Genomic DNA, 14,540 nt, shown 5'->3' on the forward strand with positions numbered 1-14,540 from the left:
GGCTCGGGGCGGACGAGTTGGCGTGTAAGCCGGATCCTGTCCCCGGCGCCGAAGCGCCGGGTGGCGACCATCCATCTGGATACACCGTCGCCGGGTACCTCGAGCGGTTCACCCGCAGGCTCGGGCGAGCAGCCCTCGAACACCTGCGCAGCCGCACCGGGATCCCGGAGGATCCGATGCGGCCTTCAACCTTGCTCCGGGCGGGGTTTACCTAGCCACCCCGGTCACCCGGGGTGCTGGTGCGCTCTTACCGCACCGTTTCACCCTGACCGGCACCGCACCCCGGAGGGCATGGCGCCGGCGGTCTGTTTTCTGTGGCACTGTCCCGCGAGTCACCTCGGGTTGCCGTTAACAACCGCCCTGCTCTGTGGAGTCCGGACTTTCCTCGACTCAGGGCCTGCGCACCCGTGTGCTGGTTCCCTGTGCCGCGGCCGCCCGGCCAACTCGTCCGCCCGATCAGACTACAGTTCGCGCGAACGTGTCCCACCGCCGCACTAGGGTTCAGACCATGACCCGATACGCCGCCCTCCTGCGCGGTATCAACGTGGGCGGCATCAACATCAAGATGGCCGACCTCCGCAGCACCTTCGCCGATCTGGGATTCGAGAACGTGAAGACCGTCCTCGCGTCGGGCAACGTGCTGTTCGATTCCGACCGCGACGACGTCTCCACCCTGAAGAGCGAGATCGAATCCGCGCTGCGCGCCGAATTCCGGTACGAAGCCTGGGTTTTCGTCCTCGATCTCGACGCGGTCCGGCAGATCGTCGACGACTATCCGTTCGATCCCGAGCGGGAGGGCTGGCATCCGTACGTGCTGGTGACACCCGAACCCGAGGTCCTGGACACGCTCCTGAGCATCCGGGACGAACTCGATCCGGAGGTCGAACGAATCCAGGCCGGTGACGGTGTCCTGTACTGGGAGGTCGAGCGGGGCATGACATTGAAGAGCAGGTTCGGCAAGAGCACCGGCTCCGCCAAGCTGAAGGCGTCCACGACCACCCGGAATCTGCGCACCCTCCTCAAGCTCCTGAAGTGAGTCGCCGGTGACCGTTCTCGCGGTGGCGCTCGTCGCCGCGGTCCTCGTCTTCGCGGTCGTGCGTCCTCGCCGGCTCCCCGAGATCGTCGCGGCCGCACCGGCCGCGGTCGTCGTCCTGGCCACGGGGCTGGTGACACCGGCCGAGGCCTGGGACGAAGTGTCGGAGATGGCCCCGACCGTCGGATTCCTCGCGGCGATCCTCGTCCTCGCGCATCTCGCCGACGCCATGGGTGTGTTCACCTGGATCGCCGGCCGGCTGCGCCGCGGGGCGCGGGGCGAACCGAAGAGGTTGCTGACTCTCGTGTTCGGGGCCGCGGCGCTCACCACGGCGGTGCTGAGTCTCGATGCCACGGTGGTGCTGCTGACCCCGGCGGTGATCGCGACGGCTCGCTCGCTGCGGATGGATCCGCGGCCGCACTCGTACGCCACCGCGCACCTGTCGAACACGGCGTCGACCCTGCTGCCGGTCTCCAACCTCACGAACCTCATCGCGTTCTCCGCGACCGGGTTGACCTTCCTGCATTTCACCGCCGTCATGGCGTTGCCCTGGGCGGTGGCGATTTTCGTCGAACTGGTCCTGTTCCGGATCTTCTTCCGCCGTCGCCTGGTTCGGCCCGACGCCGACCCGGAGCAGAGGCACGACCCACCCGTCCCGATCGCCGCGCTGTCCATCATCGCGGTCACTCTTCTGGGGTTCGGGGTGTCCGGCTTCGTGGGGATCGCACCGGGATGGGTCGCGGCGGCGGGGGCGATCGTGCTGGGCGTCGTCGCGCTGCGTGAGGGCCGAACCGACTTCGGACGCATCGTGTACTCGGTCGACGTGTGGTTCTGCGCGTTCGTCCTGGTCCTCGGCGTCGTCGTCGCAGGTGTCGCGAACGGTCCGATCGGCGACTGGATCGCGGAGCGGCTGCCGACCGACACCTCGTTCGCGGCGCTGCTGGCGATGGCCGTCGTCGCGGCGGTCGCCGCGAATCTGGTGAACAACCTGCCCGCCACCCTGCTTCTGCTGGCGGCCCTCGGACCCCATCCCCCGACAGCGCTCGTCCTGGCGATGCTGCTCGGCGTGAATCTCGGTCCCAACCTCACCTACGTGGGGTCGCTCGCGATCATGCTGTGGCGGCGGGTGGCCGCACGAGCCGGAGCCCCCGCGGATCTGCGCACGTTCACCGTTCTCGCAGTGGTCACCACGCCGTTGACCCTGCTCGCCGCGGTGACTGCCCTCTGGGCCTGTGAGTACTTGTCAACCGCGGGCGGTTGACAAGTACTCACAGGTGGGAGGTGTCGTTGACCAGGCGGACGGACGAGCCGCCGTCGGGGTAGAACTCGGCGATGCTCAGCGACGCCAGATCCAGGTGCAGCCGGAAGAGCAGCGACGGTCCCGCCTCGAGCGCCAGCTGCAACAGCGTCTTGATCGGGGTCACGTGCGTGACCACCAGGATGGTGGAGCCGCCGTACGTCGCGGTGAGGTCGTCGCGGACCTTCAGGATCCGCTCGCGTACCTCGTCGAAGCTCTCCCCCGACGGCGGGCACACCGAGGTATCCGACAACCACTTGCGGTGCAGTTCGGGGTCGCGTTCGGCAGCTTCCCGGAACGTGAGGCCCTCCCATTCGCCGAAGTCGGTTTCGGTGAGGCCCTCGTGCACGGTGACGGGAAGTCCGAGCGCCGTCGCGGCAGCCGACGCGGTCTGCTGGGCGCGGCCGAGCGGCGAGGACACGACGGCGGCGATTCCGCTGGTGCCGGCGATGCGGCGGGCCGCGCCGTTCGCCTGCGCCAGCCCGAGCTCGGTGAGCGCCGGGTTCCCGCGGCCCGAGTACCGCCGGTCGACGGACAGCGGAGTCTGCCCGTGCCGGAGCAGCAGCATCCTGGTCGGGGCGCCCGTCGTGTCCATCCAACCCGGCGCCGCCGGGGTGGTCTCGTCCGACTGCACGGCGGCCGGTTCCGGTTCGGCGCCGGACACGCCGGCCGCACCGTCCATGGCCTCGTTGGCCAGGCGGTCGGCGTGCGAGTTCTCCGCGCGCGGGATCCAGGTGTACGTGACGCCGTCGAACTGCCGCGCGAGCCCGGACGCCTGCCGGTGCAGCGGAATCATGTCCGGGTGCTTGACCTTCCACCGCCCGGACATCTGCTCGACGACCAGTTTGGAATCCATCCGCACATCCGCCTCGGACGCGCCGAGTTCCGCGGCCGCCTCGAGACCGGCGATCAGCCCCCGGTACTCGGCGACGTTGTTCGTGACGATCCCGAGGCTTTCCTTGCGCTCGGCGAGGACGGTCCCCCGGGCCGCGTCGAACACCACGGCGCCGTAGCCCGCGGGTCCGGGGTTGCCGCGCGAGCCACCGTCGGCCTCGACGACCACGCGACTCACAGACCCGACTCCTTGGTGCGCACCAGGATCGCGCCGCACTCGGAGCACCGCACGACGACGTCGGGCGCGGTGCCGGTGATGCGGGAGATCTCGCCACGGTCCAGTTCGATGCGGCACGCTCCGCAGCGCCGCGCCTGCAGCAGTGCGGCGCCGACCCCGTTCTGGGTGCGCTGCTTCTCGTAGACGGCGATCAGGTCGGCCGGGAACTGGTCGGCGAGTGCGGCGCGGTCGTGGGTGCAGCGCTGCTCGGCGGCGTCCAGGTCGGCGACGGCGTCGTCGCGGCGGCGGGAGGCGTCGATGAGGTCTTCCTCGATCTGCGACAGCTGCGCACCGGCGTGGTCGTGGTCGGACTGCGACGCCTCGCGCCGTTCCATCACCTCGAGCAGTTCGTCCTCGAGGAGTCCCTGACGGCGCACGAGGCTGCCGAGTTCGTGTTCGAGTTCCGTGAGTTGCTTCGACCCGACCGTTCCGCTCTCGAGCAGCTTGCGGTCGCGGTCCTCGCGCTGACGCACGGCGTCGACTTCCCCTTCGAGCTTGCGGATGTCGCGGTCGAGGTCGTCGAGGATGATCTCCACCGCCACGGCCGCGTCCTTACGCGTGACGCGTTCCGCCTCGAGCCGCTCGACTTCCTGACGCTCCGGAAGCGCGGTGCGTCGGTGGGCGATCCTCGACAGCTCCGCATCGACGCCGGCGAGGTCGAGAAGCTTGGACTGCACCTGTGGTTCGACGTTCACGCGTGGTAACTCCTGCTGTCTTCTGTGAAGGTTTCTTCTGCGGCCGATAACTGAGTGTCAACCGTACCCCGGCGGATCCTGCGTTTCGGCCGGACGGCGCTAGAACGACGACGCGCTGACCGACCACGGATCGGTCCGTACGGACGACACCGACACCTGCCATTCGGGCGTCTGCGCGAACGCGGTGTCCAGGACACCCTTCGCCTGTGCGCACCACGGTTGTTCGCTCGCCCAGTGTGCGACGTCGATCAGCGCCGGTCCACCGGCGCGCAGGTGCTCGTCCGCGGGGTGGTGGCGCAGGTCGGCGGTCACGTAGGCGTCCACGGCGAGCCGGGAGACGACGTCGAGGAACGAGTCGCCGGAGCCACCGCACACGGCGACGGTGCGGATCGTGGCGTCGGGGTCGCCCGCGGCCCGCACACCCCAGGTCGTGGCGGGCAGAGCGTTCGCGACGCGGTCGGTGAAGTCGCGCAGGGACAGCGGTTCGGGGAGTGCGCCGACGCGTCCGAGTCCGCGGGGGCCGGGGAAGGTGGCCATCTCGAAGACGTCGAATGCCACCTCTTCGTACGGGTGGGCGGCACGCATCGCGGCGAGGACCCGCTGCCGGATGCCGCGCGGGGCGATCACCTCGACTCGGCTCTCCTCGACGCGTTCGAGGGCCCCGACCGCGCCGAGTGTGGGGTTCGCGCCGTCGGTCGGCAGGAACTGGCCGTGCCCTGTGACGGACCAGCTGCAGTCGCGGTAGTTACCGATCTGTCCGGCGCCGGCGTCGAACAGCGCGCGGCGCACGGTGTCGGCGTCGCCGGCGGGGACGAGGACCACCCACTTGTCCAGGTCCTCGGTGGGTTGCGGCTCGATCGGCCCGGTGACGGTGAGTCCGAGCGCTTCCGCCAGTGCGTCGGAGACGCCCGGGTCCGCGGAGTCGGCGTTGGTGTGCGCGGTGAACAGGGCGCAGCCGGCCTTGATCAGCTTGTGGACGAGCGCGCCCTTCGGGGTGTGCGCGCCGACGGTGTCGACGCCGCGGAGCAGCAGCGGGTGGTGGACGAGGAGGAGGTCGGCGCCGGCGTCGATCGCCTCGTCGACGACGGCGGCGGTGGGATCCACCGCGATCATCACCGTCGACACCACGTCGCCGGGGTCGCCGCACACGAGGCCGACGGAGTCCCACGCTTCCGCGAGAGCGGGCGGGTAGGCCGCATCGAGGGTCGCGATCACGTCGGCGAGACGAACCGGATTCACAGGATCTCCTTCATCGCGTCGATCAGCACTTCGGTCTGCTCCGGGGGGCGCACCGCGACGCGGAGGAAGTCCGGTCCGAGTCCGGGGAACGTGTCGCAGCGGCGCACGGCGATGCCCCGCTCGCGCAGGTGCTTGCGCATCAGTTCGCCGTCGGGGAGGCGGAGCAGGAGGAACGGCGCGACGGCGGGTCGGTGCACCGCGACGCCGATCCCGGTCAGCCGCCGGATCATGTCCGCGCGCCACTCACCGAGCACCACGGCGTGCTCCCGGGCGGCGGCGACGGCGTGCGGTTCGCTGCACGCGGCGATCGCCTCCACCTGCAGGCTGCCCAGTGGCCAGTGCGCCCGTCCCACCTGCAGGCGTTCGAGGATCTCGGGCGACCCGAGCGCGTACCCGCAGCGCAGTCCCGCCAGCGCCCACGTCTTGGTGAGGCTGCGGAGCACGAGCACGTCGGGGAGCGAACGACCGGTCAGCGACTCGTCCTCGTCCGGCACCGCGTCCGCGAACGCCTCGTCGACCACGAGGATCCGGCCCGGACGGCGCAACCGCAGGATCGCCTCGGCGGAATGCAGCACGGACGTCGGGTTGGTCGGGTTGCCGATCACCACCAGATCGGCCGACTCTGGGACCGTCGCGGAATCGAGGGCGTACGGGTCGTCGAGCAGCACCTGCGTGACGAGCACCTGCGCCTCCCGCAGCGACCACTCGGGCTCGGTGAACGACGGATGGATCAGCGCCGCCTCCCGGACCCCGAGCCGCGGAAGCAGGGAGAATCCCTCGGCTCCCCCGGCGAGGAGCAGCACCTCGTCGGGGGTTCGGCCGTGCCGGGACGCCACCGCGGTCCGGGCCGCACGGTCGGCCGCGACCGTCGGGTAGGAGCCCAGGTGCGGCAACGCGCCGGCGAGGCGCAGTCGCAACCAGTCCGGCGGTCCGTCTCCCTGCACATTGACGGCGAAATCGAGGAGTCCGGGCCCCGCATCCACGTCTCCGTGGTGACGCAGGCTCTCCCGGCTCCCGGCACGAATGTCCACAGCTGTCGAGCCTAAGGGACAATGGTCCGGTGACATCTCTCTCCACCTCCGCGTCCTCCGCCCCTTCTGTCCTCTCGGCTCCGATCGTGCTGTTCGATCTCGACGGCACGCTCACCGACTCCGCACCCGGCATTCACGCCGGGTTCCGCCACGCGCTCGCGACGATCGGGCAGCCGGAACCGACCGACGAGATGATCGACGCCGTCATCGGCCCGCCGATGATCGACACGTTCCGGTCGATGGGGCTGGACGAGGAACTCGTGCAGCAGGCAGTCGCGGCCTACTTCGAGCGTTACGACAGCGTCGGGTGGGCGGAGAACGCCGTCTTCGACGGCATCGAGAAGGTGCTCGTCGCCGCCCGGGACAGCGGCCGGAGGCTCGGCGTCGCCACGTCGAAGTCCGAGCGGTTCGCGATCCGCATCCTCGAGCACTTCGAACTGGCCCACTACTTCGAGTTCATCGGCGGCGCCAGCGACGACGGCAGTCGCCGCGCCAAGTCGGACGTGATCGCCCACTCCCTCCGGAACCTGGGGGTCACCGCCACCGAGGGCGCCACGCCCGACGTCTTGATGATCGGCGACCGGGACCACGATGTTCTCGGCGCCGCGCACTGGGGCATCCCCGCGGTGTTCGTCGAGTGGGGTTACGGGTTCCCCGCGGAGGCGGAGCGCGCGCACGCAAAAGCCGGGACCGTCGCCGACCTCGGGAAGATGCTCGATGACGCGGCCTGAGACCCCGCTGCACGTGACGTTCGTGTGCACCGGAAACATCTGCCGCTCCCCGATGGCCGAGAAGATCTTCGCCGAGCATCTGCGCCGGGAAGCCCTCGACGACCGGGTGGTGGTGAGCAGCGCCGGGACCCACGGCTGGCACGTCGGCCGCGAGGCGGACATCCGCACCAACGAGACCCTGAAACTGAACGGCTACACGACGGGCCACACGGCCGCCGAGGTCGGGCCGTTCCATCTGGGCGCGGATCTGGTGGTCGCCCTCGCCGCGAACCACGACCGTGAGCTTGCCCACATGGGTGTGCCGGACGAACGCCGCCGGCTGCTGCGCAGTTTCGACCCGGATGCGGACACGTCGTCCGTCCCCGACCCGTTCTACGGGGACCTCGAGGACTTCGAGCGCGTCCGCCTCCAGATCGAGGCCGCGGTGCCGGGGCTGCTCGACTGGGTGCGCAGCCGGTAACCCACGATCAGGGCCGTCACCTGCGAGCGGCTACCGTGGAGGCGTGCGAAGGCTGAGATTTCTGTTGCGACCCGGCTGGTTGGTGTTGGCCTTGGTGGTCGCCGGATTCGCATTCATGTGTTTCTACGTGCTCGCGCCGTGGCAGCTCGGCAAGAACACGTCCACGGAGCACCGTAACCAACTGATTGCCGACTCGGTCGACGCCGACCCCGTGCCGCTCGAGAACCTGCTGTCCGGCGCGGCCCCGAATCCGGACGACGAGTGGCGGCGCGTCACCGCGACCGGCTCCTACGTCCAGAACAGCGATCTGCTGGTCCGCCTGCGGTCCATCGACTCGCAGCCCGCGTACGAGGTCCTGACCCCGCTGCAGCTGACCGACGGTCGCATCATCCTGGTCAACCGCGGCTACGTCCGGCCGGTTCAGGGGACCGAGCCGCCACCGGTGGATCCGCCGCCGGCCGGGCAGGTGACGCTCGACGGTCGTGTCCGCAAGTCCGAGGGCACCATCCCCGGCAAGGAGCCGATCGACGAGAACGGGCTCCGGCAGGTTTACTACATCGATGCGGGGCAGATCGGCGGCTTCATCGGCACCGACCTGGTCGATGCGTACGTGCAACTCGAACCCGATCAGCCGGGCGGCCTCGGCACCATTCCGCTCCCCCAGCTCGACGCGGGCCCGTACCTGTCGTACGGCCTGCAGTGGCTGGCGTTCGGCATCATGGCCCCGCTCGGTCTCGCCTACTTCGTCCGGGCGGAGTGGCAGGAACGCCGCAAGGAGAAGTCCGCGAAATCGTCCGAGGACTCCACGCCGGCCCCCGCTCCCGCGGCCCGGAAGAAGCCGTTCACACGCAGCAAGCCGGTGGAATCAGCGCCGAGAACGGCGGCGGAAGTGAAACTGGCCGACCGCTACGGCAAGGGCCGCTGACACCAGCGCCGCGCTGCCCTGCACGGCGACGGACAGCCGGACCGCGCGCCCGAGGTCGACGGGTTCCGGTGCGGGGCCGGACCCGAGAGACGGTCGCATCTCGACGCCGTGCGCGTATTCGGTGCGCCCACCGAGCGAGATCCCGAGAGCGCCGGCCGCGCTGGCCTCCGCGACGCCGGCGTTGGGGCTGGGGTGCGCGGACGCGTCGCGCAGCCACGCCTCCCACGCCTCCCGCGGCGAACCCCCGACCGTCGGCGCGGCGAGCACGGACAGTGCTCCGGTCAGCCGGGCGGGAATCAGGTTGAGAACGTCGTCCCACCGCGCCGCGGCCCAGCCGAAGTTGTGGTATTTCGGCGAGCGGTAGCCGATCATCGCGTCGAGTGTGTTGGAGGCTCGGTAGACGAACAGTCCGGGGATTCCGGCGACCGCGCCCCACACGAGGGCCCCGACAGCCGAGTCGGACGTGTTCTCGGCCACCGACTCCAGCGTCGCCCGCGTGAGCCCGTCGACGCCGAGCACGCTGGGATCGCGACCGCACAGGGACGGCAGCAGGGCGCGTGCGGCGGCGAGGTCGTCCGCTGTGAGATGCGCGGCCATGGCCGTCCCGGTCCGGCCCAGCGACGTTCCGCCGAGCACGGCCCACGTCGCGACAGCGGTCTCGGCTGCCTCCGCGCCCCATCCCCCGCGCCGTGCCACCCGCGTGGCGGCGGCTCCGACACCGGCCGCGCCGGCCACGAGGACCGCGACGTGCAGGACCCCCGACCACCGGGAATCACGGTAGGTGAGGTTCTCCAATGCCATTGCCGTGCGGCCGAACCCGGACACCGGATGCCACCGGGCCGGGTCGGCGAACACACGGTCGGCGATGAAGCCGAGGAGCAGGCCGGCCGCGCGGGCGGTGCCGGGACGGGAGGTTCGATGCACGCCGCTATTTGTATCAACTAACGTTGCAGTCGATGTAAAGGAGCGTCCCATGAGTGCCTCGATCGACGAATACCTGGCAGGCAAGGACCCGGACGCCACCGAGCGCCTACTGCAGTTCCGCGACCTCGTGCTGGCGTGCGGGGAGGTGGACGAGCGGGTCCACCGGACCGAGATCGCGTGGGCCCGCACCCGCGTCTTCGCCGCCGCGTTCATCTATTCGTCGCGCCTCGAGATCGCCCTCGACCTCCGTCGGCGCATTCACCACCCGCAACTGCGGGAGGCTTTTCCCACCACCAAGACGGTGATCACTCACCGGTTGACGATCACGTCCGACGATCAACTCGACGGCACCCTGTCGGACCTTCTCGCCGAGGCGTACGAGACCGTGGGCCCGGGCACGCGCTCACGATAGCGAGTCGGATTTCCGAAACTCTGCCCAGTATCTCGCCAAGCGGCCTTTCCGGCGCCTACCATGGTAAATGCCGCCTCGTTCCCCCCATTCAGAGGCGGCGCACGGCCCCGCCCCGCTCACATCTTCGGTGCTGACTCAACACACCCACGTGGCCCGGCGGGGTTCCGCGCGTCCGGGGGAATTTCGTCTGAGGCATTGGAATCGCCGACTGCGACTGCGACGATCGAAGAGTGAGCGGCGACGTGACGAAGCTGGACGACGACCAACTGCTCGCCCTGCTGAACGAGCACCGGGCACTGCTCGGGGAGTCGATAGCGAACGACTACGGCAGCGGGACGGTACGCAGCGTCACCGTCCGGATCGCGGAGTTCGAGGCCGAGATCCATCGCCGCGGCTCCACGGCGCACGGAAGTTCGGCCTGACCAGCTACGACCGGGTCTTGGCGGGAGCTGACCAGACGGCCGCGACTCCCCCTTCTCTGCGTAGCGGTCGATCCGGACGATGCCCGCTCCGGGCTCGGTGGGACGGTGCGTCTCGTTGACTAGTCCGATTCGAACGTCTTGCCGCTCGACGTGCCGTTGCGCAGCGTCAGCTTGTACCCGGGCGTGCCAGGAATATGCCACCGCCGGGGAAGCTCCGGGCGATGTACAGGCGAACTCCACGAAACCCGGCACAGCACCGTGGTTCGAGAAGAGGATGTACTGCATGACCGAATCCGATCTGTCCGTCCTCCGCGAGCGCGCCGCGAACGGTGACCAGACAGCGATCGACATCCTGATCGAACTCGCCGGTGAGCGCGGCGACATGGACGAGTTGCGCCGCCTCGCCGAGAACGGGAGCTCCGATGCGGCCGACCAACTCATCGAAGTGGCCACCGAACTCGGCGACCTGGGGGAACTCCGCCGCCTCGCCGACGGTGGAAACATCACCGCCGCCGAGCAACTGAGTGAACTCACCGGGGAATGACACGAGAAAGCCCCGACGCGCGAGAAACGCACTTCGGGGCTCTGCCTGACGGTGGGCGCGGAGGGTTTCGAACCCCCGACCGCTGGTGTGTAAAACCAGAGCTCTACCACTGAGCTACACGCCCGAACATCCGGCGAGAAACTCGCCGGATGCGCATCAGGACTCTAGCGTGGCGAGCGCTTTCTCCCAAGCTCCCTGGTCACGGGCCTCTCCGGGTCCGTTCATCTCGGCGAACCGGATGACACCTTCCTTGTCGATGACGAAGGTGCCGCGGTTCGCGAAGCCCAGCTTCTCGTTGAAGACTCCGTATTGCTGCGCGACGGCGCCGTGCGGCCAGAAGTCGGCGAGCAGCGGGAAGGTGTATCCCTGCTCGGCGGACCATATCTTGTGGGTCGGCGACGCACCGACGGAGAGGGCGAGGATCGCGGTCTCGTCGTTCTCGAACTTCGGCAGTTCGTCGCGAACCTTGCAGAGCTCACCCTGGCATGTTCCGGTGAACGCGAGGGGGTAGAACACGAGCAGGACGTTCTTCTTTCCGCGGTAGTCGGAAAGCGTCACCTCCTGGTTGTTCTGGTCCTTGAGGGTGAAATCGGGGGCGCTGGTGCCCACCTCGAGCGGCATGACGGTGTTCCTTCGGTGAGGGTGTACGGAAAGGTGTGACAGTTCAGCGCTTGTTCGCGGGACGCGACTTCGGCTGAACCAGACGGCTTCCCGACCAGTCCCCGAGGTTTGCCGCCGACGTCTGGGTGAGACCGGCTGTGGGTGCGGACTCGGCGATCTCGCTGGGCTCCACGTGACCGGGCTGCCCGGTCTTGGGCGTGAGGACCCACACGAATCCCTCGTCGGCCAGGGGGCCGATGGCATCCATGAGGGCGTCGACCAGGTCTCCGTCTTCGTCGCGCCACCACAGCAGCACGACGTCGATGACCTCGTCGGAATCCTCGTCCAGTAGTTCTCCACCGATGGTGTCCTCGACCGCGGCACGCAGGTCGTCGTCGGTGTCCTCGTCCCAGCCCAGTTCCTGTACCGCCATGTCGGCAGTGATCCCGAGTTTCTGAGCGTAGTTTTGGGCGTCCGCCGCGGCGACCACGGTGGGGTCCTCCTTTTGTTGACGGTGCTCGGGTACCCGAACACCGGCCGGATGAAGATCAATTAGGTGAAAGCGAACATGCTCGGACGCTTTCGCGCAAGCCGACCGCGCGAATTTTTGTCAGAAAGTAGTGATGCGCGGTCATCGACCGAGCCTACGGTGCGGGAGTCACGATGTGGGGCAAGCTGCCCGAATCGAGTCGCTGAGCTCGTCTCCGCGGCTTGCGAGCGTGTTCAGATTGTCTCCGCGCTGCCCGCTGTCGACGGCGGCTGCGAGATCGCGGTAGTTGTTCGCGTAGTCGGTGAGCAATCCGGTCAGTTCCGAGGGAAGCGACGGGATGGAGGCATTCGCGCCGTCGGCGGCCGCCCGGAGCGCCACCGCCGCGGCGCTCGCCTTGGCACCGGTGTCCGCGGCGTCGGCGTTGGCTGCGTCGATGAACGCGTTGTAGGTGTCGATGGTGTCGCCGGCGCGGGTGACGAACATCGTGCATTGCGTCACTAGTTGCTCCCGCTCCGCCGCGGCCTTCTGTGAGGACGACGCCGCCACCGAAGAGGACGTCGCCTCCGCCGCGTATTCGGCAGCCTGGGCATCGTTCTGCTGCGCGGTCCCCTCGATCGCGTTGCCACATCCAGCGATGACGCCGGCACCGACGATCGCCGCGGTGGCGGCACACACCAGGCCCCAGCGGCGCGTCGACGTGCGCATTCGTCTCCCCCATGTTTTGGACGACATCGATAAATTCAACATTCGGCCCCCGATCAGCGCAAACGCTACCGGAGAGTAACCCGAACAGAGTGTGCCGACTGCGCCGCAATGGGGAAAGATAAGGGTTGCGCCATATTCATAAAGGAGATGGGTCGGGCCTAACAAGGCCGCGATCGCATGGAGAGGACGCCACACCGCGCGTCCCACCACAATGAGGAGCAACGTTGTCAGACCTGATCCAGGGACCCGCGTCTCAACCGGATTCCGCCGCACCCGGCGCCGGAGCGGCCCAACCTTCCAACCCCAGTGCGACCCCGGGTTCCGACGGCCGCGTTCGCGTCATCCGTGAGGGTGTTGCGTCGTATCTGCCGGATATCGATCCGGATGAGACCACGGAGTGGTTGGAATCGTTCGATGGACTGTTGGACCGGTCCGGTCCTACTCGTGCCCGGTATCTGATGTTGCGGATGCTCGAGCGGGCCGGGGAGAAGCACGTCGCGTTGCCGGCGTTGACGTCCACCGATTATGTGAACACCATCCCGACGGAGAACGAGCCGTGGTTCCCCGGCGACGAGGAGACCGAGCGCCGGTATCGGGCGTTCATCCGGTGGAACGCGGCGGTGATGGTGACCCGCGCGCAGCGTCCCGGTGTCGGTGTCGGCGGGCACATCTCCACGTACGCGTCGTCGGCGGCGTTGTACGAGGTGGGGTTCAACCACTTCTTCCGCGGCAAGGACCACCCCGGCGGCGGCGATCAGATCTTCATCCAGGGCCACGCGTCCCCCGGTATCTATGCCCGCGCGTTTTTGGAGGGGCGGATCCCGGCGGAGCGGATGGACGGGTTCCGGCAGGAACACTCGCACACCGATCAGGGTGGTGGGTTGCCGTCGTATCCGCACCCCCGGCTGCTGCCGGATTTCTGGGAGTTCCCGACCGTGTCGATGGGTCTGGGCCCGATGAACGCGATCTACCAGGCCCGGTTCAACCACTACCTCCATGATCGGGGCATCAAGGACACCGCCGATCAGCACGTGTGGGCGTTTTTGGGTGACGGGGAGATGGACGAACCCGAATCCCGGGGTCTGGCGCACGTCGCCGCCACCGAAGGTTTGGACAATTTGACGTTCGTGGTGAACTGCAACCTGCAGCGCCTCGACGGCCCGGTCCGCGGCAACGGGAAGATCATCCAGGAGTTGGAGTCGTTCTTCCGCGGCGCCGGCTGGAACGTGATCAAGGTGGTCTGGGGCCGCGAGTGGGACGCGTTGTTGCACGCGGACCGGGACGGTGCCCTGGTCAATTTGATGAACGTCACCCCGGACGGTGACTACCAGACCTACAAGGCCAACGACGGCGGCTACGTGCGGGAGCATTTCTTCGGCCGGGACCCGCGGACGAAGGAGTTGGTGGCGAACCTGTCCGATCAGGACATCTGGAACCTCAAACGCGGCGGCCATGATTACCGCAAGATCTATGCGGCGTACGCGGCGGCGATGGCGCACAAGGGGCAGCCGACGGTGATCCTGGCGCACACCATCAAGGGCTACACCCTGGGGAAGCATTTCGAGGGCCGCAACGCCACCCACCAGATGAAGAAGCTGACCCTCGATGATCTGAAGAATTTCCGGGACCTGCAGCGGATCCCGATCTCCGACGCGGAGTTGGAGCGGGACCCGAAGATGCCGCCGTACTACCACCCCGGCCCCGATGCCCCGGAGATCCGGTACATGCTGGACCGGCGCAAGGCGTTGGGTGGGTTCCTGCCGGAGCGGCGGACCGCCCCGAAGCCGTTGCCGCAGCCGGCGGATTCGACCTACGACGTGGTCCGTAAGGGGTCCGGTAAGCAGCAGGTCGCGACCACCATGGCGTTGGTGCGGATCATGAAGGAGTTGTTGCGGGACAAGGAGATCGGGAAGCGGATCGT

General features: G+C 68.5%; 17 protein-coding genes, 1 tRNA gene and 1 other RNA gene. 9 read left to right on the forward strand and 10 right to left on the reverse strand.

Features of this window, described 5'->3' with window-relative positions:
• Window positions 1–9 precede the first annotated feature (9 nt).
• Window positions 10–447: RNase P RNA component class A (gene rnpB / locus ACFTWF_RS42305), an RNA gene on the reverse strand.
• A gap of 61 nt (window positions 448–508) precedes the next feature.
• On the opposite strand from rnpB, the gene ACFTWF_RS42310 reads away from it, so the two are divergent.
• Both ACFTWF_RS42310 and ACFTWF_RS42315 read left to right on the forward strand, forming a co-directional pair.
• Window positions 509–1,036: a DUF1697 domain-containing protein gene (locus ACFTWF_RS42310; protein WP_378467035.1), complete on the forward strand. Its 528-nt coding sequence runs from the start codon at window positions 509–511 to the stop codon at window positions 1,034–1,036.
• Between the two features lie 7 nt (window positions 1,037–1,043).
• The gene (locus ACFTWF_RS42315) at window positions 1,044–2,294 is read left to right on the forward strand and encodes an SLC13 family permease (RefSeq protein ID WP_378467036.1); all 1,251 of its coding nucleotides are present in this window, start codon (window positions 1,044–1,046) and stop codon (window positions 2,292–2,294) included.
• A gap of 7 nt (window positions 2,295–2,301) precedes the next feature.
• Here the strand turns inward: ACFTWF_RS42315 and ACFTWF_RS42320 are convergent, their stop codons facing one another.
• From ACFTWF_RS42320 to cobC, 4 genes are all read right to left on the reverse strand, one after another.
• Complete coding sequence (locus ACFTWF_RS42320) at window positions 2,302–3,402, reverse strand: bifunctional RNase H/acid phosphatase (RefSeq protein WP_378467037.1); 1,101 nt, start codon at window positions 3,400–3,402, stop codon at window positions 2,302–2,304.
• Complete coding sequence (locus tag ACFTWF_RS42325) at window positions 3,399–4,136, reverse strand: zinc ribbon domain-containing protein (RefSeq protein WP_378467038.1); 738 nt, start codon at window positions 4,134–4,136, stop codon at window positions 3,399–3,401. The genes ACFTWF_RS42320 and ACFTWF_RS42325 overlap by 4 nt, the downstream gene beginning before the upstream one ends.
• 99 nt (window positions 4,137–4,235) lie before the next feature.
• A complete protein-coding gene (locus ACFTWF_RS42330; RefSeq protein ID WP_378467039.1) occupies window positions 4,236–5,375 on the reverse strand; it encodes a Nif3-like dinuclear metal center hexameric protein in 1,140 nt (379 codons plus the stop codon).
• On the reverse strand, window positions 5,372–6,406 hold the full coding sequence (gene cobC / locus ACFTWF_RS42335; RefSeq protein ID WP_378467040.1) for an Rv2231c family pyridoxal phosphate-dependent protein CobC: 1,035 nt from the start codon (window positions 6,404–6,406) through the stop codon (window positions 5,372–5,374). The genes ACFTWF_RS42330 and cobC overlap by 4 nt, the downstream gene beginning before the upstream one ends.
• A gap of 29 nt (window positions 6,407–6,435) precedes the next feature.
• On the opposite strand from cobC, the gene ACFTWF_RS42340 reads away from it, so the two are divergent.
• The 3 genes from ACFTWF_RS42340 to ACFTWF_RS42350 are packed head-to-tail and all read left to right on the forward strand — an operon-like array spanning window position 6,436 to window position 8,522.
• Entirely contained in the window at window positions 6,436–7,137 is a 702-nt protein-coding gene (locus tag ACFTWF_RS42340; protein ID WP_378467041.1) for an HAD-IA family hydrolase, read from the forward strand.
• Complete coding sequence (locus tag ACFTWF_RS42345; RefSeq protein ID WP_378467042.1) at window positions 7,124–7,597, forward strand: low molecular weight protein-tyrosine-phosphatase; 474 nt, start codon at window positions 7,124–7,126, stop codon at window positions 7,595–7,597. Before ACFTWF_RS42340 ends, ACFTWF_RS42345 begins: the two co-directional genes overlap by 14 nt.
• 43 nt (window positions 7,598–7,640) lie before the next feature.
• A complete protein-coding gene (locus tag ACFTWF_RS42350; RefSeq protein WP_378467043.1) occupies window positions 7,641–8,522 on the forward strand; it encodes an SURF1 family protein in 882 nt (293 codons plus the stop codon).
• Here ACFTWF_RS42350 and ACFTWF_RS42355 read toward each other — a convergent pair.
• A complete protein-coding gene (locus ACFTWF_RS42355; protein WP_378467044.1) occupies window positions 8,463–9,446 on the reverse strand; it encodes a cobalamin biosynthesis protein in 984 nt (327 codons plus the stop codon). The genes ACFTWF_RS42350 and ACFTWF_RS42355 overlap by 60 nt on opposite strands.
• A 49-nt stretch (window positions 9,447–9,495) precedes the next feature.
• On the opposite strand from ACFTWF_RS42355, the gene ACFTWF_RS42360 reads away from it, so the two are divergent.
• The 3 genes from ACFTWF_RS42360 to ACFTWF_RS42370 all read left to right on the forward strand — a co-directional run bounded on the left by ACFTWF_RS42360 (window position 9,496) and on the right by ACFTWF_RS42370 (window position 10,824).
• Window positions 9,496–9,858 carry a DUF5655 domain-containing protein gene (locus ACFTWF_RS42360; protein WP_378467045.1) on the forward strand — a complete coding sequence of 121 codons (363 nt, stop codon included), beginning with the start codon at window positions 9,496–9,498 and terminating at the stop codon, window positions 9,856–9,858.
• Between the two features lie 230 nt (window positions 9,859–10,088).
• Window positions 10,089–10,280: a hypothetical protein gene (locus ACFTWF_RS42365; RefSeq protein WP_378467046.1), complete on the forward strand. Its 192-nt coding sequence runs from the start codon at window positions 10,089–10,091 to the stop codon at window positions 10,278–10,280.
• 283 nt (window positions 10,281–10,563) lie between these two features.
• A complete protein-coding gene (locus ACFTWF_RS42370; RefSeq protein ID WP_378467047.1) occupies window positions 10,564–10,824 on the forward strand; it encodes a hypothetical protein in 261 nt (86 codons plus the stop codon).
• Between the two features lie 52 nt (window positions 10,825–10,876).
• Here ACFTWF_RS42370 and ACFTWF_RS42375 read toward each other — a convergent pair.
• The 4 genes from ACFTWF_RS42375 to ACFTWF_RS42390 all read right to left on the reverse strand — a co-directional run bounded on the left by ACFTWF_RS42375 (window position 10,877) and on the right by ACFTWF_RS42390 (window position 12,619).
• Window positions 10,877–10,948: transfer RNA gene (locus tag ACFTWF_RS42375), tRNA-Val, on the reverse strand.
• A gap of 32 nt (window positions 10,949–10,980) precedes the next feature.
• The gene (locus tag ACFTWF_RS42380) at window positions 10,981–11,445 is read right to left on the reverse strand and encodes a peroxiredoxin (protein WP_378467048.1); all 465 of its coding nucleotides are present in this window, start codon (window positions 11,443–11,445) and stop codon (window positions 10,981–10,983) included.
• A gap of 43 nt (window positions 11,446–11,488) precedes the next feature.
• Window positions 11,489–11,914, reverse strand: a complete 426-nt coding sequence (locus ACFTWF_RS42385) for a DUF3052 domain-containing protein (protein ID WP_005247829.1) — start codon at window positions 11,912–11,914, stop codon at window positions 11,489–11,491.
• A gap of 168 nt (window positions 11,915–12,082) precedes the next feature.
• Entirely contained in the window at window positions 12,083–12,619 is a 537-nt protein-coding gene (locus ACFTWF_RS42390; RefSeq protein WP_378467049.1) for a hypothetical protein, read from the reverse strand.
• A 224-nt stretch (window positions 12,620–12,843) separates the two neighbouring features.
• Here ACFTWF_RS42390 and aceE point away from each other — a divergent pair.
• Window positions 12,844–14,540 (forward strand): pyruvate dehydrogenase (acetyl-transferring), homodimeric type (gene aceE / locus ACFTWF_RS42395; RefSeq protein ID WP_378467050.1); only part of this gene is annotated, 1,697 nt, incomplete at its 3' end.

The sequence above is a fragment of the Rhodococcus sp. NPDC056960 genome (assembly GCF_042674125.1).
Lineage (GTDB): Bacteria > Actinomycetota > Actinomycetes > Mycobacteriales > Mycobacteriaceae > Rhodococcus_F.

Coding starts and splice junctions, on each gene's coding strand:
- ACFTWF_RS42370 (WP_378467047.1), top strand. CDS start 10,564: ATGACCGAATCCGATCTGTCCGTCCTCCGCGAGCGCGCCGCGAACGGT.
- ACFTWF_RS42360 (WP_378467045.1), top strand. CDS start 9,496: ATGAGTGCCTCGATCGACGAATACCTGGCAGGCAAGGACCCGGACGCC.
- ACFTWF_RS42345 (WP_378467042.1), top strand. CDS start 7,124: ATGACGCGGCCTGAGACCCCGCTGCACGTGACGTTCGTGTGCACCGGA.
- ACFTWF_RS42390 (WP_378467049.1), bottom strand. CDS start 12,619: ATGCGCACGTCGACGCGCCGCTGGGGCCTGGTGTGTGCCGCCACCGCG.
- ACFTWF_RS42380 (WP_378467048.1), bottom strand. CDS start 11,445: ATGCCGCTCGAGGTGGGCACCAGCGCCCCCGATTTCACCCTCAAGGAC.
- ACFTWF_RS42310 (WP_378467035.1), top strand. CDS start 509: ATGACCCGATACGCCGCCCTCCTGCGCGGTATCAACGTGGGCGGCATC.